General features: G+C 33.4%; 21 protein-coding genes. 15 read left to right on the top strand and 6 right to left on the bottom strand.

The annotated features are described in order from the left end of the window. From rfbD to trmL, 12 genes are all read left to right on the top strand, one after another. Positions 1–897: a dTDP-4-dehydrorhamnose reductase gene (gene rfbD, locus C0T34_RS12885; protein ID WP_109850277.1), complete on the top strand. Its 897-nt coding sequence runs from the start codon at positions 1–3 to the stop codon at positions 895–897. A gap of 26 nt (positions 898–923) precedes the next feature. Then, complete coding sequence (rfbA, locus tag C0T34_RS12880) at positions 924–1,802, top strand: glucose-1-phosphate thymidylyltransferase RfbA (protein ID WP_109850276.1); 879 nt, start codon at positions 924–926, stop codon at positions 1,800–1,802. A 2-nt stretch (positions 1,803–1,804) separates the two neighbouring features. Then, a complete protein-coding gene (rfbC, locus tag C0T34_RS12875) occupies positions 1,805–2,350 on the top strand; it encodes a dTDP-4-dehydrorhamnose 3,5-epimerase (protein ID WP_162556830.1) in 546 nt (181 codons plus the stop codon). Between the two features lie 101 nt (positions 2,351–2,451). Next, complete coding sequence (locus C0T34_RS12870; protein WP_109850274.1) at positions 2,452–3,987, top strand: MATE family efflux transporter; 1,536 nt, start codon at positions 2,452–2,454, stop codon at positions 3,985–3,987. A gap of 10 nt (positions 3,988–3,997) precedes the next feature. Next, a complete protein-coding gene (locus C0T34_RS12865; protein WP_109850273.1) occupies positions 3,998–4,996 on the top strand; it encodes a glycosyltransferase family 2 protein in 999 nt (332 codons plus the stop codon). Between the two features lie 45 nt (positions 4,997–5,041). Then, entirely contained in the window at positions 5,042–6,175 is a 1,134-nt protein-coding gene (locus C0T34_RS12860) for a polysaccharide pyruvyl transferase family protein (protein WP_109850272.1), read from the top strand. Between the two features lie 79 nt (positions 6,176–6,254). Beyond that, positions 6,255–7,325: an EpsG family protein gene (locus tag C0T34_RS12855; RefSeq protein WP_109850271.1), complete on the top strand. Its 1,071-nt coding sequence runs from the start codon at positions 6,255–6,257 to the stop codon at positions 7,323–7,325. Then, positions 7,325–8,188, top strand: coding sequence for a glycosyltransferase (locus C0T34_RS12850; RefSeq protein WP_109850270.1), 864 nt, complete (start codon positions 7,325–7,327; stop codon positions 8,186–8,188). The genes C0T34_RS12855 and C0T34_RS12850 overlap by 1 nt, the downstream gene beginning before the upstream one ends. Before the next feature lie 4 nt (positions 8,189–8,192). After that, positions 8,193–9,239 (top strand): glycosyltransferase, encoded by a 1,047-nt coding sequence (locus C0T34_RS12845; RefSeq protein WP_109850269.1) that lies wholly within the window; start codon positions 8,193–8,195, stop codon positions 9,237–9,239. 82 nt (positions 9,240–9,321) lie between these two features. Then, complete coding sequence (locus tag C0T34_RS12840; RefSeq protein ID WP_109850268.1) at positions 9,322–10,095, top strand: glycosyltransferase family 2 protein; 774 nt, start codon at positions 9,322–9,324, stop codon at positions 10,093–10,095. Between the two features lie 115 nt (positions 10,096–10,210). Further along, positions 10,211–11,377, top strand: a complete 1,167-nt coding sequence (locus tag C0T34_RS12835; RefSeq protein ID WP_109850267.1) for a nucleotide sugar dehydrogenase — start codon at positions 10,211–10,213, stop codon at positions 11,375–11,377. Between the two features lie 11 nt (positions 11,378–11,388). Beyond that, a complete protein-coding gene (gene trmL, locus C0T34_RS12830; protein ID WP_109409881.1) occupies positions 11,389–11,892 on the top strand; it encodes a tRNA (uridine(34)/cytosine(34)/5-carboxymethylaminomethyluridine(34)-2'-O)-methyltransferase TrmL in 504 nt (167 codons plus the stop codon). Positions 11,893–11,965: 73 nt separating this feature from the next. Here trmL and C0T34_RS12825 read toward each other — a convergent pair whose 3' ends face one another. The 5 genes from C0T34_RS12825 to C0T34_RS12805 all read right to left on the bottom strand — a co-directional run bounded on the left by C0T34_RS12825 (position 11,966) and on the right by C0T34_RS12805 (position 15,428). After that, positions 11,966–12,523, bottom strand: coding sequence for a serine acetyltransferase (locus C0T34_RS12825; protein WP_109850266.1), 558 nt, complete (start codon positions 12,521–12,523; stop codon positions 11,966–11,968). Further along, a complete protein-coding gene (gene cysE, locus C0T34_RS12820) occupies positions 12,523–13,344 on the bottom strand; it encodes a serine O-acetyltransferase (RefSeq protein ID WP_088494105.1) in 822 nt (273 codons plus the stop codon). The genes C0T34_RS12825 and cysE overlap by 1 nt, the downstream gene beginning before the upstream one ends. Before the next feature lie 90 nt (positions 13,345–13,434). After that, complete coding sequence (gpsA, locus tag C0T34_RS12815; protein ID WP_098941468.1) at positions 13,435–14,451, bottom strand: NAD(P)H-dependent glycerol-3-phosphate dehydrogenase; 1,017 nt, start codon at positions 14,449–14,451, stop codon at positions 13,435–13,437. Beyond that, positions 14,451–14,921, bottom strand: a complete 471-nt coding sequence (secB, locus tag C0T34_RS12810) for a protein-export chaperone SecB (RefSeq protein WP_006534205.1) — start codon at positions 14,919–14,921, stop codon at positions 14,451–14,453. The genes gpsA and secB overlap by 1 nt, the downstream gene beginning before the upstream one ends. A 69-nt stretch (positions 14,922–14,990) precedes the next feature. Then, positions 14,991–15,428, bottom strand: coding sequence for a rhodanese-like domain-containing protein (locus C0T34_RS12805; protein ID WP_023583406.1), 438 nt, complete (start codon positions 15,426–15,428; stop codon positions 14,991–14,993). Positions 15,429–15,787: 359 nt separating this feature from the next. Between C0T34_RS12805 and rimO the strand changes: the two genes are divergently transcribed. The 3 genes from rimO to C0T34_RS12785 all read left to right on the top strand — a co-directional run bounded on the left by rimO (position 15,788) and on the right by C0T34_RS12785 (position 19,592). Then, positions 15,788–17,116 carry a 30S ribosomal protein S12 methylthiotransferase RimO gene (gene rimO, locus C0T34_RS12795; RefSeq protein ID WP_098941469.1) on the top strand — a complete coding sequence of 443 codons (1,329 nt, stop codon included), beginning with the start codon at positions 15,788–15,790 and terminating at the stop codon, positions 17,114–17,116. Between the two features lie 215 nt (positions 17,117–17,331). Further along, the gene (envC, locus tag C0T34_RS12790; RefSeq protein WP_109850265.1) at positions 17,332–18,624 is read left to right on the top strand and encodes a murein hydrolase activator EnvC; all 1,293 of its coding nucleotides are present in this window, start codon (positions 17,332–17,334) and stop codon (positions 18,622–18,624) included. 53 nt (positions 18,625–18,677) lie between these two features. Next, complete coding sequence (locus tag C0T34_RS12785; protein ID WP_226892364.1) at positions 18,678–19,592, top strand: divergent polysaccharide deacetylase family protein; 915 nt, start codon at positions 18,678–18,680, stop codon at positions 19,590–19,592. 51 nt (positions 19,593–19,643) lie between these two features. Here the strand turns inward: C0T34_RS12785 and tdh are convergent, their stop codons facing one another. Next, complete coding sequence (tdh, locus tag C0T34_RS12780; protein WP_075674078.1) at positions 19,644–20,669, bottom strand: L-threonine 3-dehydrogenase; 1,026 nt, start codon at positions 20,667–20,669, stop codon at positions 19,644–19,646. Between the last annotated feature and the right edge of the window lie 8 nt (positions 20,670–20,677).

The raw sequence follows: 20,677 nt of genomic DNA, 5'->3' as shown, positions 1-20,677 counted from the left end.
ATGAAAATTATCTTATTTGGAAAGAATGGACAAGTAGGTTGGGAATTACAGCGTTCTTTAGCTCCATTAGGAACTGTAATTGCTTTAGATTCTAAATCAACAGAATACGACGCTGACTTTTTATTTCCTTCAAAACTCGAAAAAACTATTCTATCTATCAAACCCGATGTTATTGTCAATGCTGCCGCTTATACAAATGTAGATAAAGCTGAAACGGATGATATCAGTGCATTTAAAGTAAATTCTGAAAGTGTTGAAGTCATTGCAAAAACAGCTGAAAAAATTGGTGCTTTATTAATACATTATTCAACAGATTATGTTTTTGATGGAACCAATGATATTCCTTGGTTAGAAACAGATGCTCCAGCACCTTTAAATATTTACGGAAAAAGTAAACTAGCAGGTGAACAAGCTATTATTAATAACTGTAAAAAATATATAATTTTTAGAACTAGTTGGGTTTACGCAAGTAGAGGCAATAACTTTGCAAAAACAATGCTCAAACTAGGAAAAAAATATGACTCACTCTCAGTAATTAATGATCAGTATGGAGCTCCCACTAGTGCTGAATTATTAGCTGATTGTACCGCTCATGCAATTAAAAGTACGTTAGATAATGGGAAGCCACTTTATGGGTTGTATCATTTAACTGCAAAAGGAACAACAACTTGGTTTGAGTATGCATCATTAATATTTAAATATGCACGCGAATATTCATTACCTTTAGTAGTTAAAAATTTAACTCCAATTCCTGCCACAGAATACCCTTTACCAGCATCTAGACCATATAACTCTCGTTTAAACACCCAAAAATTCGAAAAAAACTTCAGATTAGAATTACCTAACTGGAAATTTGGCATATATAGAATGCTAAACGAAATTTTAGATAACAAATAAATATCAATACTTATAGTTTACAGAAAATGAAAAAATATAAAGGAATTATTCTTGCTGGTGGTTCAGGAACTCGGCTTTATCCTGTCACAATGGCAGTAAGTAAGCAGTTGTTACCAATTTATGATAAACCAATGATTTATTATCCTCTTAGTACCCTTATGTTAGCAGGAATAAGAGATATATTAATTATTAGTACACCTCAAGATACACCTCGATTTCAACAGCTATTAGGTGACGGTAGCCAATGGGGTATCCATCTTCAATATAAAGTTCAACCTAGTCCTGACGGTCTAGCGCAAGCATTTATTCTTGGTGAAGATTTTATTGGTTCAGATAATTGCGCTCTTGTTTTAGGTGATAATATTTTTTATGGTCATGACCTCCCTAAACAATTAGAACAAGCAATTCAAAAAGATCAAGGTGCGACAGTTTTTGCTTATCATGTTAATGATCCTGAGCGCTATGGAGTTGTCGAATTCGATCAAAATAAAGTAGCTATTTCATTAGAAGAAAAACCATTAAAACCCAAAAGTAATTATGCAGTCACTGGTTTATATTTCTATGATAATGATGTCATTAATATTGCTAAGAATTTACAACCCTCCCCACGAGGTGAATTAGAAATCACGGATGTAAATAAAGTATATCTAGAACAGCATAAGCTCTCAGTTGCCATGATGGGGCGTGGATATGCCTGGTTAGATACAGGAACACATAAAAGTCTTATTGATGCAAGCAACTTCATTCAAACTATAGAGGAAAGACAAGGATTAAAAGTTTCTTGTCCAGAAGAAATTGCTTATAGAAAAGGTTTTATTAATAAAGAACAAGTAAAAAAACTTGCTAAACCTTTGTCTAAAAATGACTATGGTAAATATTTATTAAGAATGATTCAGAGCAAATAATTATGAATATTATTAAAACAGAAATTCCTGATGTATTAATTTTAGAGCCTAAAGTATTTGGTGATCATAGAGGCTTTTTTTATGAAAGCTTTAATCAAAAAATCTTTGAAGAGGTAGTTGGTTATCCAGTAAGTTTTGTTCAAGATAATCATTCAAAATCAAATAAAAATATATTAAGAGGCCTACATTATCAAACAAAAAATACTCAAGGGAAACTGGTAAGAGTTATATCTGGTGAAGTTTTTGATGTTGCAGTTGACATTAGAAAAAACTCACAAACATTTGGAAAATATATAGGGGTATATCTTTCTGCAGAAAATAAAAAACAACTTTGGATACCAGAAGGTTTTGCACATGGTTTTTTTGTTACAAGTGAAGAAGCTGAATTTGTTTATAAATGTACAGATTACTATAATCCTACAGCAGAATTATCCATAGCCTGGAATGATCCTGACTTGTCAATTAACTGGCCAATTTCAATGGATACCAAAATTATATTATCAAAGAAAGATCAAAATGCGGTTTCGCTTAATCAATTAAATTTTTAAACTAAGATATAGTTTATTTCATACTTATATCTCTAAACTTATAATTTCATAGCTAAACTGTATTTAATAATGATTAAATTAAAATTTAAGAATTTCTAATAATGTATAATAAAGTTGATAATGCGAAAGAAAAAGTTGCATTCAATACTTGTATTATGTATGGAAAAATGGCCTTATTAATTGGTATTTCTTTATATACAGTACGAGTTCTTTTAAATAATTTAGGCATATCTAATTATGGGATATTCACACTAAGTGCTGGTTTAATAACTGTATTTTCATTTTTAAATTCAGCCATGTCTATATCAACTCAACGCTATTTATCTTATTATCAAGGTACAGGAAATACTAAGATGCAAAATAGCGTTTTTTATTCAAGTATAATATTACATATTATTGTCGCATTGATATCAATATTGATATTACTCATTATAATGCCATACTTATTTAATGGATTTCTAAACATCGATGATAAATCTATACCAATAGCTCGTATGTTATACATATATATGCTAATATCTTTGTTTTTTACAATAATTTCAGTTCCATTTGTAGCAACACTTTTTTCCCGAGAAAATATATTACTTGATTCTATAATTCTTATAATACAAGCTATAATGAAACTTATAGCAGCTCATTTAATTATTTACTATCCTGAGTCAGAAAAGCTTTCCTTTTATGGCCTATCTTTATCCATGATTAGTGGTATAATATTTTTATTTTATGTAATATATTGTTGTAAATCCTATAAAGAATGTAGAATAAATAAGAATACTAATTCTGATGGTTTGTTAAAAGAAATGGCTTCTTTTGCAGGATGGAATTTATATACTAATTTATGCTACGTATTAAATACCCAAGGACTAAATATTGTTTTAAATATTTTCTTAGGAACAACAATTAATGCTGCTTATGGAATTGCATCCCAAATAAACGGACAAGTAAGAGAATTATCATTATCTTTATTACGAGCACTCAATCCTCAAATAATGAAAAGTGAAGGCATGGAGAGGAGGGAAAGAACAATAAGATTATCAATGCTCGCTAGTAAACTCGGTTTTTTTCTTGTATCAATAGTAGGTATACCTGCTATATTTACAATGTCAGAAATACTAAAACTCTGGCTTAATATCGTACCTAGCTACACTGATAATATTTGTATATATCTTTTAATTGCTAGCATATTAAATCAATTAACCGTAGGTATAACATCTGCAATTCAAGCTATTGGGGATATAAAGAAATTTCAATTATTGATAGGTTCTATTGCACTTATAACATTACCTTTTAGTTATCTATTATTAAAATTAGGTAACTCTATTTATAGTGTCTTAACATTAATAATACTAATAGAAATTATTACAAGTTTTATAAAAATATACTTTTTTTCTAAAATTTCCAAATTTAGTGCTCTAAATTATTTTCGTAATTGCTTTATGCATTCATTACTACCATTAGCATTAACTACTAGCTCTTTATATTTATTAAATATCTCAATCACTACTAGTTTCAATTGGATTATATGTTTTATATTAATGTTTTTATTCTATCCTCCATTATTTTATCTAATTGGTTTTGATAAAAATGAGAAATCTAATTTTAAATCCTTATTGAAAAAAATTAAATTTAAAAATTAAGAAAAATATTATGCTTTTAAAAGAAAACTTAAATCCTCTTGTTTCTATAATTGTACCAATATATAATGTTGAAAAATATCTTTTACAGTGCATAGAATCAATTATAAATCAAGATCATAAAAATATTGAAATAATTCTAATAGATGACGGTTCACCAGATCAATCAGGACAAATCATTGATAAATTCGCGTTAAGTGATCCTAGAATAAAAGCACTACATATTAATAATGGTGGTGTCAGTGCAGCTAGAAATCTAGGTTTATCTATCGCTAGCGGTACATATATCGTTTTTGTTGATGCTGATGATTATCTAAGTGTTGACTATATATCTTATATGCTAAATATTAGTTATAAAACGAATTGTGATTTTGTAATGTCAGAAAACTGCTTTAAAGTTCCAGGTGATAACCAACAAATAAAAAATGATAATATTAATATATTATCTTCTGTTGAGGCTATATCTTTATTACTTTATCCTGGTAAAGTAGATGTTGGTTGTTGGAATAAAATGTATAAAAAAAATTTTTTATTAGCAAATAATATAATTTTTCCCGAAAATTTTTATATGGGAGAAGGTTTAAACTTTATTATTATGGCAGCACAATATTCAAATAATATTGGCGTAGGGAAAAGGAAAGTATATCATTATCGTAAAGATAATGTAACAAGTGCAACAACTTTATTAAATGTTGATAAATATATTAATGCATTAAATGCGATTGATAATATTGAAAATAATTTAACTTATAACTCTAAATCATTAGATAATTCTCTTAAAATTCATAAATATTTAACTATCTTTGCTACCATTAGAGCTATCTTATGCATGGATGAAATTAATAAATATAAAAAACAATATAGATTTTATATGAGTTTTTTAAGAAAAAATATATTTTCTTTACTTACAGCATCAATTCCACTTAGAGCTAAAATAATAATATCACTATATTGCTTAAACCCATATATGGGTTCAACTATAACTAGATATATAGCAAAACTAAAAAAATAACATTCTAAATACTTAATTATTTTAATACATAATTTTGGAAAATTTATGAAAAAAAATACAGATAGAACTGTTGGAATATTAACGATGCATCGGGTAATAAACTATGGTTCTTTTTTGCAGGCGTATGCTACACAAGAAGTTGTTAAATCTTTAGGTTTTAATTGTGAAATTATAGACTATGTATTTCCAAATAAATGGCATTATGCGAACGGGTTGCACAATTACAAAAGTATTAAATCAATTATATCTGATTATATATTTAGATTAGGAGTAATAAAAAGCCATAGAAAAAGAAAAAATATTAATAATGCAATAAACAAATATCTCAACCTTTCCTCTAATTATAAAACACCAGATGAAATTACTAATCAACCTCCAATATATGATATATACATAACAGGTAGTGATCAAACATGGAATACAAAACATACTAGGGGAGATACAACTTTTTTATTATCATTTGCACCAAACGGTGTTAAAAAAATTTCATTTTCTGCTAGCATAGCTGGAAACTGTTTAGATGATAAATATAAAAAAGATTTTAAAAAATATTTTGCACAATATGATAAGATTGCCATTCGTGATTCAAATGGTAATAAAGTAATTAAAGAAATAACTAATAGTTATGCTGAAGTAACTTTAGATCCAACTTTAGTTTTCAATCGTGACCAATGGAGTAAATTTTCTAAGAATAAAAAACAAATTTTTACAAATTCAAATTATATAGTCTTTTACTTAATTACTCATTCATTTGATCCTAGACCTTATATATATGAATTATTATACTTATTACAACAAAAAACAGGATTAAAAGTATATTCTTTTACAAAAATTCCTCAAGAATTTAATATACATTATGAAGATTGTTCAGACCTAAGTGTAGAACATTTCATTCAATTATTTGAAAATTCATCATATGTCGTAACTTCGTCATTTCATGGAACAGCTTTTGCTACTAATTTTGGAATTCCACTTTATTCAGTAATTGATGATATAAACAATCAAGATGATAGACAAGCATCTTTACTTTCAAAATTAGAAATTAATAATTGTTTAGTTTCTGTAGGAACTAAATTTGAAGAAATAGATCCTACATATAATATAGAAAAAGAACAAAAAAAATTAAACGAGCTAAGAATTCACTCAATAAATTTTCTGAAAGAAAACTTAACATTATAATATATAACTCATTCGCCTTAATTATATCTAAAGATGATCTTATATATTAATATTATATTTTCCCCAAAAAGTGATTATAATGATAATTTTTTATATTATTTTCTTTTTCTTAGCTACTGGGTACTTACTGCAACTTTTTAATATAATAGGAAATGGTCTATGTGAAAAATTCATTTTAACGATTATTGCATTATTGTTAATAACAATCGCAGGTTTCAATATAACTAGCAATGATTATGATGCTTATGTACAAATGTTTCAGCAAGCAGCCATATTACCATTTCATTCATATCAAAAAATACATGGTGAATTTGTTTTTTTAACTATCTCTGGATTTATTTATGAAATTTTCAATTCACCAACATATGTTTTTTTATTTTTTTCAACTATCAGTATATTTATAACGTTCAAAATTATATTTAAAGATAGTAGATTAGCTTTTTTCTCTGTAATAATATATTTGTCACACGCTTTCTTAAATAAAGAAATGATTCAAATAAGAGCAGGGATAGCTAGTGCCATAGTATTGTTTGCTATTTCTATGCAAGCAAGAGGAGAAAATAAAAGAGCTTTAGTCTTAATCATTATATCTAGTCTATTTCATACTTCAGCTCTCGTAGCATTACTGCCATATACTTTATGCTTACTATTTAAAAATGAAAAACATGTTCGTATAGCTTATATCTTATTATCTTTATCCATTATTTTTTATTTATTGGGCGGAGTTGAATTATTAATATCTACACTTCAATCATTAGGACTTCTATCAGAAAAAGTATCAACTTATCTAGGTTGGAAAGAATATAATTACGATTTAGGGATTTTAAATCCAAATACTATAAAACAATTATTATTATTAATTATTTCTATTTATTTCTTTGATAAAAGTAAATTTTATACTACATATTTTTGTTATTTTTATAGTGGCATTTGTTGGCTTATTGGTTTTTCTTCTATAGCAATTATTGCGGCAAGAGTTTCCTCCATACTTAGTGTATCTGAGTTAATATTAATCCCTACTATCCTTATTAATACAAAGAAAAATAGAGTATTTCTAGGGATTTTATTTTTAACTTTGTATACCTCAATGTTCATTATTAACATCGAGTATAAAACAATTATTAAAAGCCTTGATTTTGGAGTTATTTAGTGACAAATAAAAAATTCAGTCTTATTTTAGCAACATATAATCCCGATCTTAAATTACTATCTCGTCTGCTCGAAAGTTTATCAAAACAAACTATTAAAAATTTTGAATTGATAATAGTAGAGCAAACTACTCCTCCAATAGCTAAAAATATAATTGAAAATTTTCATCAAGATTTTGATATACTATTTCTTACAAGTAAAAAAGGCCTTTCTCGATCTAGAAACTTAGGAAGTACTCATGCTAATGGGCAATTCCTTTTATTTCCCGATGATGATTGTTGGTATGATGATAACTTTTTCTACACACTAACCAAACATATTGATGTAGAGAAAAATGAAATTTTAACATTTAGAGCCGCCAATAATACGGATATAAATATTGCAAAATTTGATACAACTGCTGGCTTTTGTAATAAATTCAATATCTGGAGGCGAGTTTCTTCGATAAGTTTATGTATAGAAAAGGCTACATTTGATTTGCTGTCAGGTTTTGATGAAAATTTAGGCTTAGGCTCAGGTACATTGACCAGTGCATGTGAAGACATAGAGTTACCACTGAGAGCAATATTTAATAAAATTAACGTCAAATATGATCCAACTATTGTTGCTAGACATGATATTCCAATAAAAAGAGAGCCAAAATTAGTTATAGATCGAGCAAAAAACCATATGTTTAGTGTTGGATACTTATATAAAAAATATAACTACCCAATTGCGTTCGTTATTTTTTCAATATTAAAAAATATAACCGCATTATTTTTATACTCTATAAGACTAAATATTACTATGGTGAAATACCATTATTATACTGCTATAGGTAAGATAAAAGGTTATCTTGCAAAGACTAAATTAAATAAAAATTAATATTATGAATATTGCTTTTGTTGTTACATCCCTTTCAAATAAGGGTCCTATTATAGTTGTTAAAGATATAATCGAGCATTTACCTATAGATTGGGATATTACTATTTATTTTTTTGATGAAATTATAGAAATAAATTTTCCTAAAAGAGTACAACTAATAAAAATTACTAATTTCTATTCAAAAGTCGATTTATCAAAACATGACATCATACATTCGCATTTATTACGGCCTGACATTTTTTGCTTAATCAATCGGAAAACTATAAATAAACATGTATCTACTATGCATGCAGATATAATAAGAGATCTTCAAATATCTCATGGATTTTTATTAGGAGGAATTGTAGGGTTGATTTGGAGTTCTATATTAAAATATTCAGACCACGTGGTTTTTTTAACTGATTTACAGAAGAAAAAGTATAGCCATATTAAAAAACGTTCAACTATATATAATGGTAGACCTATTATTAAAAGTGATATTAATGTAGATGATTACCTTTCCAACATAAAATCTAAAAATAGTAATTATATATTACTTGGAGCATGTGCAAATATAGTCAAAAGAAAAGGATTTGACCAAATCATGACTCTAATGAGTAGGGATGATGGTCAACAATACTTATTTACATTAGTTGGCAATGGCCCTGAATTAGATAAACTAAAGCAATATGCTATTGATTTAGGAATACAGTCACGATGTATATTTATTGATAAATCATTAAATGTACAAAAATATTTAATGTTATTTGATATTTTTATTATGACATCTCATTCAGAAGGTATGCCTTTAGCATTATTAGAAGCAGCTGCATGTGGATTGCCAATTGTATGTACTTCACTACCTGTAATACAAGAAATATTTACTTCTGATGAAGTTTCTTTTTATGAATGTAACAATATAGATTCTCTATCTAAATCTATAAATTATGCTGTAAATAATTCATTATCATTATCAACAAATGTTAAAAGAAAATTTTTAAAAGAATATACAGATAAGAATATGTCCCAAAAATATCAAAATTTATATATTTCTCTATTTAGAGATAATTAACATTATAAATATTTTTATTCTAACGTACTGACATATATTAACTTTTAATAAATCGACGAATCCATATATAGGTATTTAAAAAATGTCTATTTACATTTCAGTTATTTCTCATGGACATTCTGATTTAATTAATCAGCTAGAATGTCTAGAAAAGTTAAGTGAACATTATAAAGTAATAGTAAAAAGCAATAAATTAGGTGATAACTTTTCAAAGTTGAAGGAGAAGATAAATATTTATTGGATTAATGAGAAATATAATTGTGGATTCGGAGAAAACAATAACATTGTTTATTCATATTGTCTAAAAAACTTAAAAATGGCAGAAGATGATTATTTCATTATTTTAAATCCTGATGTGATCATTAATTATAATGCTATAGATAAATTGATAAAAAATATGATAAAAAACAATGACCTAATAGCCACAATTAATCTATTTAGAGATATAAAAAACAGTGTTTATGACTGCTCCATAAGGAAATTTCCATCATTAAAACATTTTATTAAATCCTTTTTAGGTCTTGGTAATTCTTCTATTATTGATAAAAGTAAAATAATTAAACCTTGCAATATTGATTGGGCAGCAGGCTCATTTCTTGCAATCAAAGCTTTTCATTATATTAAACTAGGTGGCTTTGATGAGAAATATTTTATGTACTGTGAAGATATTGATATTTGCTATAGAAGCTCTCAACTTAATGCTCCTGTAAAATATTATCCCGATATTCATGCAATACATTTGGCTAAACATGCCAATAGAAAAATTTTTTCAAAACATTTCTATTGGCATGTTTCTAGCGTTATACGATTTTTATTAACAAAAAAAAATCTAACAAGAATGAAATCAAGTATTTAATATTACCAGATAAAAATTATTTACATAGCTCTATTATAGTAATGCTATTTCAATAAAAACTTTGATAGATAATTATTTAAAATAAATTTCATTGATACTTTAGATAAGAGAAACCATGAAAATCACAATCTCAGGTACCGGCTATGTCGGTCTATCTAACGGAATACTTCTTTCTCAAAACAACAAAGTCGTTGCGTTAGATATCAATAAAGAAAAAGTTGAATTACTGAACAAAAAAATCTCTCCAATTACAGATAAAGAAATTGAAGAATTTTTAGCAACCAAAGAGCTCGATTTTACTGCAACTTTAGATAAAGAATTCGCTTATAAAGGTGCCGATTTTGTTATCATTGCCACACCTACCGATTACGATCCTAAAACAAACTACTTTAACACCTCATCAGTAGAGTCTGTTATCCGTGATGTTTTAGAATATAATCCAAGCACAACAATGATTATAAAATCAACCATTCCTGTTGGTTTTACCAAAGAAATGAGAGAGAAATATAATACTGATAATATTATTTTCTCTCCTGAATTCTTACGCGAAGGTCGTGCACTTTACGATAACTTATATCCATCTCGTATTGTTATTGGTGAACAGTCAGAAAGAGCACAAAAGTTTGCAGACCTTTTACAACAAGGTGCACTGAAAAAAGATATTGATGTTCTGTTCACTGATTCTACAGAAGCAGAAGCGATTAAATTATTTGCTAATACTTATTTAGCACTGCGAGTTGCTTACTTTAATGAACTTGATAGCTATGCAGAATCTTACGGTTTGAACTCAAAACAGATCATTGAAGGCGTCTGTTTAGATCCGCGTATTGGTAACCATTATAATAATCCATCGTTTGGTTATGGTGGTTACTGCTTACCAAAAGATACTAAACAGTTATTAGCAAACTACGATTCTGTCCCTAATAATATTATTAGTGCCATCGTTGAAGCTAACCGCACACGTAAAGACTTTATTGCAGACTCAATTATCGCTAAATCACCCAAAATCGTGGGTGTTTATCGTTTAATTATGAAGTCTGGTTCTGATAATTTCCGTTCTTCTTCTATCCAAGGCATTATGAAACGCATTAAAGCCAAAGGGATTGAAGTGGTGATTTATGAACCAGAGATGAAAGAAGAAACCTTCTTTAACTCAAGATTAGTTCGTGATTTAAATGAGTTTAAATCAATCTCTGATGTCATTATTACCAATAGAATGTCATCAGTGCTAAACGACGTTGAAGAAAAAGTTTATACTCGTGACCTCTTTGGTAACGACTAAATCTATTTCATATGCTCAATATCGTCTTATTTGAACCCGAAATTCCACCCAATACGGGTAATATTATCCGCCTGTGTGCTAACACAGGCTTTCATCTTCATCTAATCCAACCATTGGGTTTTACTTGGGATGATAAACGTCTGCGTCGTGCAGGGCTTGATTACCGTGAATTTGCTGATATTAAACAGCATCACGATTACTATGCTTTTTTAGAAAGTGAAGGTCTAAACCCTGATAATGCACAATCACCAACAGGTGCACGTGTATTTGCGTTAACGACAAAAGGCACACCAACACATAGCAATGTCAGCTATCAAGATGGAGATTATCTCCTTTTTGGACCTGAAACTCGTGGTTTACCGCCTTACGTGTTGGATAATATGCCAACTCAGCAGAAAATCAGAGTTCCAATGCTTGCTGATAGCCGTAGTATGAACCTGTCAAATACTGTGGCTGTTGTGGTTTTTGAAGCATGGCGTCAACTTGGTTATCCTGGTGCATTACTAAGAGACTGAAATGTAAAAAAGCGCTGATCATAAATAATGACTAGCGCTTTTTTTAATTTCAAACGACTAAAAATTTAGTTTATTACTCTGACAATTGTCTGATCTCAGCAACAACTTTAGTAATATACCTACACCCTTCCCCCACATCCTTTAATACCAATGCGTGAGCACCAATCACTGCATTATCACCAATCTCTATCTCTCCGCCGATAATCGAAGAATTACAACCAATATAAACATGGTTGCCAACTCGAATATCTGCTTTACCATCTTTTTCTTTTACACCGATGGTGACACCTTGCATTAACGTCACATTCTCACCTAACTGGCAGTAATTGGTCAGTACGATCCCTATGGGATGAGGTAATGAAAGGCCTTTACCTATACGAGTTCTTAGTGAGATATCGTTGCAGTATTTACGATTATTTTTAGCACCAATACGAATGCCAAGTTTTTTGAGGAAACGACTTTTAGAGAAATAAAAGAATTGGGCGACACGCCACCAAAATAGATAACGTGAACGTTGGCAGAAAAAAACGCGATGAAAAAGTCTTATCCAACTAAAAGGCTTGTTATCACCGATATATTCAGCATGTAAACAAGCCTTCAGCTCAGAGAGTGTAACTTCAATTAATGCCATTAAATGCCATCACCACATTCAAAACCGGGCACCACACCATTAAAGTGTTGATCCATATCGAGTGAAGGCTTGTCACTCGTTGGCTTACCGACAATGCGGGCAGGAACCCCTGCAACAGTGGTATGAGCAGGAACTTCATGTAAAACAACTGATCCTGCACCAATTTTGGCACCGCGGCCAATCTCAATATTGCCGAGTATTTTAGCACCCGCGCCAATCATTACACCTTCGCGTACTTTAGGGTGGCGATCGCCACAGGTTTTACCTGTACCACCTAAAGTGACGGATTGTAGAATAGAAACGTCATTCTCAACAATGGCGGTTTCACCAATCACAATACCTGTTGCGTGATCAAGCATAATGCCATGACCAATGCGAGCGGCAGGATGAATATCAACCCCAAAAGTCACAGAAATCTGGTTTTGTAGGTAAATAGCGAGTGCTTTACGATCTTGCCCCCATAGCCAATGCGCTATGCGATAAGCTTGTAAGGCATGAAAACCTTTTAGATAAAGCAGAGGTGTAGAGTATTTATCGACTGCGGGATCGCGTAGACGAACGGCTGAAATATCATAAGCTGCTGATTCAATCATAGAATTATCACTACGATATGCTTCTTCAACAATCTCACGAACAGCAATCGCTGGCATAGTTTGGGTTGCTAGCTTGTTCGCCAGCATATAGCTTAAGGCACTGCCTAAGTTTTCATGCTTGAGTAATGTCGCATGGAAGAAACTCGCCAAAATTGGCTCGCAATCTGCCAAACATCTTGCTTCATCTTTAATATGATCCCAGACTCTTTTTAGTTCTTCTAGCGACATACTCACTCTCATTCTTTTTACATTGAAGCCTAAGTAAAAACTTAGGCTTCTTATGTTTAAAACAGAAATAAATAACTATCTAAAATAGACTTAGAAAAGATTGCTGTCTATCTCATCTTTCGTTGCACGGCCTAATAAAGATAATGCCGCTTCTTTGGCGTCTTTATGCTGATATAAAATTTGGTAGATCTGCTCTGTGATAGGCATTTCAACACCAACTTGCTCAGCTAATGCGCGAACTTCTTTAGTATTGCGATAGCCTTCAACTACTTGCCCAATTTTTTCTTGGGCAGTATCAACATCAAAACCTTGGCCTAGCATCATACCAAATCGACGATTACGAGATTGGTTATCGGTACAGGTTAAAACTAAATCACCTAAACCCGCCATTCCCATAAACGTTGCCGCATCTGCACCTAATGCTTTACCTAAACGGCTCATTTCGGCAAGTCCACGGGTGATCAGCGCTGTACGCGCATTCGCACCAAAACCCATACCATCAGACATACCCGCACCAATCGCAATCACGTTTTTTACCGCACCACCTAATTGCACTCCGATAAAATCAGGGTTTTTATATACTCGGAAACTTTTGCCACAATGGAAAAGCTGTTGAAGCTCTTCAGAGAACGTATTATCCGTTGATGCCACAGAAATCGCAGTGGGTAAACCAGCGGCAAGCTCTTTAGCAAAAGTAGGGCCTGATAAAACTGCTAGCGGGATTTCATTACCTAATACTTCACGCGCTACATCTTGCAACAAGCGACCAGTATGAGCCTCAAGTCCTTTTGTCGCCCAAACAACACGTGCATCCTGACGTAAAAAGGGTTTGATCTGTTGTAATACATCACCAAAAACATGGCTTGGGATCACAACAAGAATATTACGGCTAGCTTCAATGGCTTTTTGCAAAGAAGCTTCCATGTATAAACTATCAGGAAAGGAAACATCGGGCAGAAATGCCTGATTACAGCGTGCTTGTTCTAACGCAACAACATGCTCAGGATCATGACCCCAAAGTACGACGTCATGACCATTGCGCGCTAAAGTAATCGCTAAAGCGGTGCCGTATGAACCGGCACCGATAACTGTCATAGAAGCGTTCATTAAGCTTCTTCAGCCCCTTCATTAGCAGCATCAGTTTGTTGCTGTTGTAAATAGTTCATAAACAGCGCATCAAAGTTAACAGGTGCTAAGTTCAGTTGTGGGAAAGTACCACGGCTAACTAAGTTAGTGATACATTCACGAGCGTAAGGGAACAGAACGTTAGGGCAATATGCGCCTAAGCAATGTGCCAGTTGAGTGCCTTCGATACCTTCAACGGTAAAGATACCTGCTTGTTGAACTTCACACAGGAATGCAGTTTCATTATCCATTGTTGCGGTTACAGTAACGCGCAGAATAACTTCATATACGTTTTCAGCTAAAGTATTAGAAGAAGTATCCAGATCTAATTTAACTTCTGGCTGCCACTCTTTTTGGAAAACTTGTGGGGCATTAGGCGCTTCAAAAGAGATATCTTTTGTATAGATACGTTGAATTTGAAAAGTCATCTCTTGGTTTTGCTGTTCTGACATAATAATCTTACCTTTTTATATCCTTATTAATTGAATAGCAGTAAGTATAGAACTCAATCTGCCCGCTCGTTACTTTTTACCTTTAGCCAGTGGTAAATTCTCACCACTCCAGCCTGAAAGACCATCTTTTAAGATAAAGACTTTTTCAAAACCGAGTTTAATTAGGCTTTCTGCAGGTTTTGCACCTTCAATACCTGATGGTGACACAACAATAACTGGCTGTGATTTATATTTCTCCAGCTCAGCAATATTATTATTTTTGATTTCAGAAGGCGTTAAATTGATAGAATCAATGATGTGTCCTTTACGGAATTCATCACGGCTACGGATATCAACACACACCGCATTCTCTTTGTTTATCAAAGAAATCGCTTCTGTACGGGAAATATTTTTCGTCTTAGAAAAAAGCCCTTTAAAGGTCAATACAATGACCGCCACCAGCAACGCTACCCAAACAAAGCTTAACAGGGTGTGCCGATTGAAAAATTGCATTACTTCTTGCAGCATAGGATGCAATCACTCTCGTTGGTTAAAAATAGTATCAAAGAGCCAAAGTATACCTTTGTCATGGCGCAATTACAGCCTATTCCTGCTTTTCTCTTTCTATTTTTGCGGAAAGTTTCTCAACAATCATTTTTTTTATTGACGGATTTATGTACCATTAGCGCCGGTTCCGTGAAAAATGATGAATTGAAAAGGCCTTACCTTTTTACTCTACAGGAACTCTCTTCAGGCAAGCTATTAATAAATCAGCATCCCTAATAGTGGCTACTTATGTATAAAATCACCCATATTACGTAAGATTTATACCTGTCTGAGATACAACAACTATCTGTTATTTATTTAAAAGTATTGAGAACACGAGCATGTCGCAAACAAATCAAGTGCCTAAAATTGGATTCGTTTCATTAGGTTGTCCTAAAAATTTAGTGGACTCTGAACGTATCCTAACCGAACTGCGCACAGAAGGTTATCAAGTTGTTCCTACCTATAATGATGCTGATTTAGTCATCGTCAACACCTGTGGGTTTATTGACAGCGCAGTACAAGAATCGTTAGAAGCGATTGGTGAAGCACTCGATGAAAATGGTAAAGTCATTGTTACTGGCTGTTTAGGTGCAAAAGAGAACCAAATTCGTGAAGTGCACCCTAAAGTACTCGAAATCACGGGACCTCATAGTTATGAACAAGTTTTATCTCATATTCACCACTATGTGCCAAAACCTGATCATAACCCTTTTCTCAGCCTTGTTCCTGAACAGGGCGTAAAATTAACGCCTCGTCATTACGCGTATTTAAAAATCTCTGAAGGTTGTAATCACCGTTGTACTTTCTGCATCATCCCATCAATGCGAGGTGATTTAGACAGTCGTCCAATTGGTGAAGTCTTAGGTGAAGCTAAAAGATTAGTTAATGCAGGCGTAAAAGAGTTACTTGTTATCTCTCAAGATACTTCTGCTTATGGTGCTGATACTAAACATCAAATGGGTTTTTGGGATGGAATGCCGGTGAAAACCAGTATGGTCAGTTTATGTGAACAACTGGCAAAACTAGGTATTTGGGTTCGCTTACATTATGTTTATCCATATCCACATGTTGATGATGTCATTCCTTTAATGGCAGAAGGTAAAATTCTGCCTTATTTAGATATTCCGCTTCAGCATGCCAGCCCTAAGATTTTAAAACTGATGAAACGCCCAGGTGCTGTTGAGCGTACATTAGAGCGAGTAAAACGCTGGCGTGAAATTTGCCCTGAATTAACCTTACGTTCTACCTTTATTGTTGGTTTCCCGGGTGAAACAGAAGAAGATTTCCAAATGCTATTGGATTTCCTCAGCGAAGCTCGCCTTGATCGCGTAGGTTGCTTTAAATACAGCCCTGTTGATGGTGCGAAAGCAAATGAATTAGCCGATCAAGTACCTGAAGAAGTGAAAGAAGAGCGTTATCATCGCTTTATGCAATTACAGCAGCAAATTTCGACTGAACGTCTGCAAGAGAAAATCGGCAAAGTGTTGCTTGTTATGATTGATGAAGTGGATGAGGAAGGTGCAATTGGTCGTAGTATGGCTGATGCACCTGAGATTGATGGTGCAGTTTACCTCAATGAGCAATTTGATGTAGAACCGGGACAAATCGTTCGTGTTCTTATTGAACATGCAGACGAATATGATCTTTGGGGTACTATCGTCGAATAATCTCTCTCGTGGACAGCGTGATATTCTATTGCGCTGTCACACAGGATCCCTCTTTTTTCCTCTCTCCTATTATTATTGCTTTATAATCTCTTATTAATTGAATAGATTACCTGTTAGGTATTATCTGAAATTTCGGCTTTATTTCGTGTTAACTGGTCAGTTGTTTGGTGACATGGAATAATCTTATAAACTGTTATGAAAGGTACGTTGGTCAGATGGCAAAGAAAATGGATCTTCAAAAAAAAACACATCCGTCTTATCGTGTATTTTCTTTACCGTTAATCACGTTGCTTATTAGCACCTCTCTTTTTTCTGCCCTTCCTGTTTTTGCTAACACATTAACGGACAACCGCAATCAGCTAAAAGATCTACAAACCACGATTGCAGAAAAAGAAAAACAAGTTCAAGAACAACAAAAACAACGCACAGCCCTTCTTGGTCAATTAAAAACACAAGAAACTCAAATTTCTAGTGCAGGTCGCGCTGTGCATGAAACCCAAAATCGCTTACAAACATTGGGTAAAGAGATAAAAACCATTACCGCAAATATTGCTCGCTTACAAAAACAGTATCAGTCACAACAAGAGTTATTAGCGCGTCAAATGGATGCTGCGTATCGTCAAGGTAAACACCAAGGTATTGAGCTCTTATTTCGTGGTGAAGAAGGCCAGCGTGAAGAGCGTATTTTAGCGTATTACAGCTATATTAATGATGCTCGCAAAGAAACAATGGCAGAGCTTGCTCAAACATCAAAAGAGCTTGAGGCAGAAAAAACAGCGCAGCAAGCAAAACAGAACGAGCAAAAGCAGGTTCTCACCAAACAACAACAAGAAAAACAAAAACTCGATAATGCATTAGCTGCTCGACAAAAAACGCTGACCCAACTTGAATCAACCTTAAAAACAGATCAGAAAAACTTGGCTACCATGCGAGCTAATGAAGCTCAATTAAGAAATAAAATTGCTCAAGCTGAGCGTGAAGCTAAAGCACGAGCAGAGCGTGAAGCCCGAGAAGCAGCACGCATTGCAGCCAAACAACGAGAAGCCCAACAACGTGGTTCAACCTATAAACCAACAGCTGAAGAGCAGTCATTAATGTCACGTACTGGTGGTTTAGGTAAACCAGCAGGACAAGCTATTTGGCCTATCAGGGGCTCTTTATTACACCGTTTTGGTGAGTCTATTTCTGGCTCTGGCGAATTACGCTGGAAAGGAATTGTAATACCTGCAGCACAAGGTACGGAAGTAAAAGCCATTGCTGATGGCCGTGTATTATTAGCAGATTGGCTTCAAGGTTATGGTTTGGTCGTCGTGGTTGAACATGGTAAAGGTGATATGAGCCTTTATGGTTATAACCAAAGCGCTTTAGTGAATGTTGGTCAACAGGTTAAAGCAGGCCAATCTATTGCTTTAGTTGGTAACAGTGGTGGACAAGAGCGTTCAGCACTCTATTTTGAAATTAGACGTCAAGGAAAAGCAGTGAACCCTGTTCCTTGGCTTGGGAGGTAGGTTTGAAATTACTTGGCACATTACAACGCAAGCGCTCTTTTTTACTTAGTTTAATGTTGCTAAGTCTGGTTGTAAGCACACCTGCATTTGCAGCCAAATTAGCCATTGTGATTGATGATTTTGGTTATCGTAAAAAAGAGGATAACCAAATTTTACAACTTCCTACTGCGGTTTCTATCGCTATTTTGCCTGATTCGCCTCATGGTAAAGAAGTGGCGACTAAAGCCCATGCACAAGGGCGTGAAATTCTGATCCATATGCCAATGGCGCCAATTAGTAAACAACCTCTAGAGCGCGATACCCTAAAGCCGTCAATGGATCAGAATGAAATTAATCGTATTATTCAACATGCTATTAGTAATGTTCCTTACGCTGTCGGTATGAATAACCATATGGGCAGTGCGATGACATCGGATAGACAAGCAATGGATAGGGTTATTAAAGCGCTTAATCACTCTAATCTCTATTTTTTAGATAGCGTGACCATCGGTAATACACAAGCTGCTATTGCCGCTAAAGCCGCAGGAGTTCCTTCTTTGCGTCGCCATGTTTTTCTCGATAACGTACAAACAGAAGCAGAAACTCGCCAACAACTTGCCCGCGCTATTGCTTTAGCACGAAAAAATGGCTCCGCCATTGCTATCGGACATCCTCATCCCTCAACGGTTAGAGCATTGCAACAACAACTACCTTTACTACCTGCTGATATTCAACTAGTCGCACCAAGTGCGCTACTAAAACCACAGATAGAAAAACCAATACAACCAGAGCCACCAAAAGTTGTCCCACCAACAGAACAACCGAAAGAGCCAAAACCTGCGTCTTGGTTAAAGCCAGCGCAAGAAGCTATTATTTCGATGAAAAAAAGTACGCTAATTAATACATTATCCAGCGGATTTAGCTCATCAGAAAAAAAGAAATTACCTGACACACCTGATCCTAATGAAATTGATAAAGTTGAAAAATAATGCAATAAAAAAGAGCCTTTTAAGGCTCTTTTTTTGCTTAATGATCACTCATTACTGCCAATCTAAAATAACTTTACCTGATTGACCTGAACGCATGATATCAAAACCTTTTTGGAATTCATCGATTGGGAATTGATGAGTAATAATTGGAGAGAGATCAAGGCCAGACTGAATAAGTGCTGCCATCTTATACCATGTTTCAAACATCTCACGTCCATAGATACCTTTAATAAACAAACCTTTAAAGATAACTTGTCCCCAATCAATTGCCATATCAGAAGGAGGAATACCCAACAGCGCAATACGACCGCCATGATTCATGGTATTAAGCATGGTACGAAACGCAGGCGGCGCACCTGACATTTCTAATCCCACATCAAAACCTTCTGTCATCCCTAACTCTTTCATAACATCCATTAGATTTTCTTTGCTGACATTCACGGCTCTGGTAACACCCATTTTTTTCGCGAGATCAAGGCGATATTCATTAACATCAGTGATCACGACATGACGTGCCCCAACATGTTTACAAATTGCAGCCGCCATAATCCCAATAGGGCCAGCACCTGAAACCAGAACATCTTCACCCACTAAATCAAAAGATAACGCGGTATGCACGGCATTACCAAAGGGATCAAAAATAGCCGCTAATTCATCAGGAATATTGTCAGGGATTTTAAACGCATTAAAGGCAGGGATAACCAAATATTCAGCAAAACAGCCTGGGCGATTTACACCTACACCAATGGTATTGCGACATAAATGAGTACGACCACCACGACAATTACGGCAATGACCGCAAGTGATATGCCCTTCACCAGAAACACGATCACCAATATTAAAACCTTTAACTTCCTGCCCTATCGCAACAATTTCGCCGATATATTCATGGCCTACAACCATAGGAACAGGAATTGTTTTTTGTGACCATTCATCCCAGTTATAAATATGAACATCAGTGCCACAAATTGCTGTTTTACGAATTTTGATCATCACATCGTTATGACCAAGTTCAGGTACTGGAACATCGGTCATCCAGATACCTTCTTGTGCTTTTAATTTTGACAATGCTTTCATAGAGTAAC

Source organism: Proteus sp. CA142267 (assembly GCF_003336825.1).
GTDB classification, from domain to species: domain Bacteria; phylum Pseudomonadota; class Gammaproteobacteria; order Enterobacterales; family Enterobacteriaceae; genus Proteus; species Proteus terrae.
The sequence above is the reverse complement of the archived record's forward strand: the minus strand, read 5'-3'. Positions and strand labels throughout refer to the sequence as shown.

Bases quoted from the DNA above. Each gene is read 5' to 3' on its own strand.
- C0T34_RS12860 (WP_109850272.1), top strand. From the start codon at position 5,042: ATGAAAAAAAATACAGATAGAACTGTTGGAATATTAACGATGCATCGG.
- C0T34_RS12870 (WP_109850274.1), top strand. From the start codon at position 2,452: ATGTATAATAAAGTTGATAATGCGAAAGAAAAAGTTGCATTCAATACT.
- C0T34_RS12845 (WP_109850269.1), top strand. From the start codon at position 8,193: ATGAATATTGCTTTTGTTGTTACATCCCTTTCAAATAAGGGTCCTATT.
- C0T34_RS12785 (WP_226892364.1), top strand. From the start codon at position 18,678: ATGTTGCTAAGTCTGGTTGTAAGCACACCTGCATTTGCAGCCAAATTA.
- rfbA (WP_109850276.1), top strand. From the start codon at position 924: ATGAAAAAATATAAAGGAATTATTCTTGCTGGTGGTTCAGGAACTCGG.
- rfbD (WP_109850277.1), top strand. From the start codon at position 1: ATGAAAATTATCTTATTTGGAAAGAATGGACAAGTAGGTTGGGAATTA.
- trmL (WP_109409881.1), top strand. From the start codon at position 11,389: ATGCTCAATATCGTCTTATTTGAACCCGAAATTCCACCCAATACGGGT.
- cysE (WP_088494105.1), bottom strand. From the start codon at position 13,344: ATGTCGCTAGAAGAACTAAAAAGAGTCTGGGATCATATTAAAGATGAA.
- gpsA (WP_098941468.1), bottom strand. From the start codon at position 14,451: ATGAACGCTTCTATGACAGTTATCGGTGCCGGTTCATACGGCACCGCT.
- C0T34_RS12865 (WP_109850273.1), top strand. From the start codon at position 3,998: ATGCTTTTAAAAGAAAACTTAAATCCTCTTGTTTCTATAATTGTACCA.
- secB (WP_006534205.1), bottom strand. From the start codon at position 14,921: ATGTCAGAACAGCAAAACCAAGAGATGACTTTTCAAATTCAACGTATC.
- rimO (WP_098941469.1), top strand. From the start codon at position 15,788: ATGTCGCAAACAAATCAAGTGCCTAAAATTGGATTCGTTTCATTAGGT.
- C0T34_RS12840 (WP_109850268.1), top strand. From the start codon at position 9,322: ATGTCTATTTACATTTCAGTTATTTCTCATGGACATTCTGATTTAATT.
- rfbC (WP_162556830.1), top strand. From the start codon at position 1,805: ATGAATATTATTAAAACAGAAATTCCTGATGTATTAATTTTAGAGCCT.
- C0T34_RS12825 (WP_109850266.1), bottom strand. From the start codon at position 12,523: ATGGCATTAATTGAAGTTACACTCTCTGAGCTGAAGGCTTGTTTACAT.
- C0T34_RS12855 (WP_109850271.1), top strand. From the start codon at position 6,255: ATGATAATTTTTTATATTATTTTCTTTTTCTTAGCTACTGGGTACTTA.
- tdh (WP_075674078.1), bottom strand. From the start codon at position 20,669: ATGAAAGCATTGTCAAAATTAAAAGCACAAGAAGGTATCTGGATGACC.
- C0T34_RS12805 (WP_023583406.1), bottom strand. From the start codon at position 15,428: ATGCTGCAAGAAGTAATGCAATTTTTCAATCGGCACACCCTGTTAAGC.
- envC (WP_109850265.1), top strand. From the start codon at position 17,332: ATGGCAAAGAAAATGGATCTTCAAAAAAAAACACATCCGTCTTATCGT.
- C0T34_RS12835 (WP_109850267.1), top strand. From the start codon at position 10,211: ATGAAAATCACAATCTCAGGTACCGGCTATGTCGGTCTATCTAACGGA.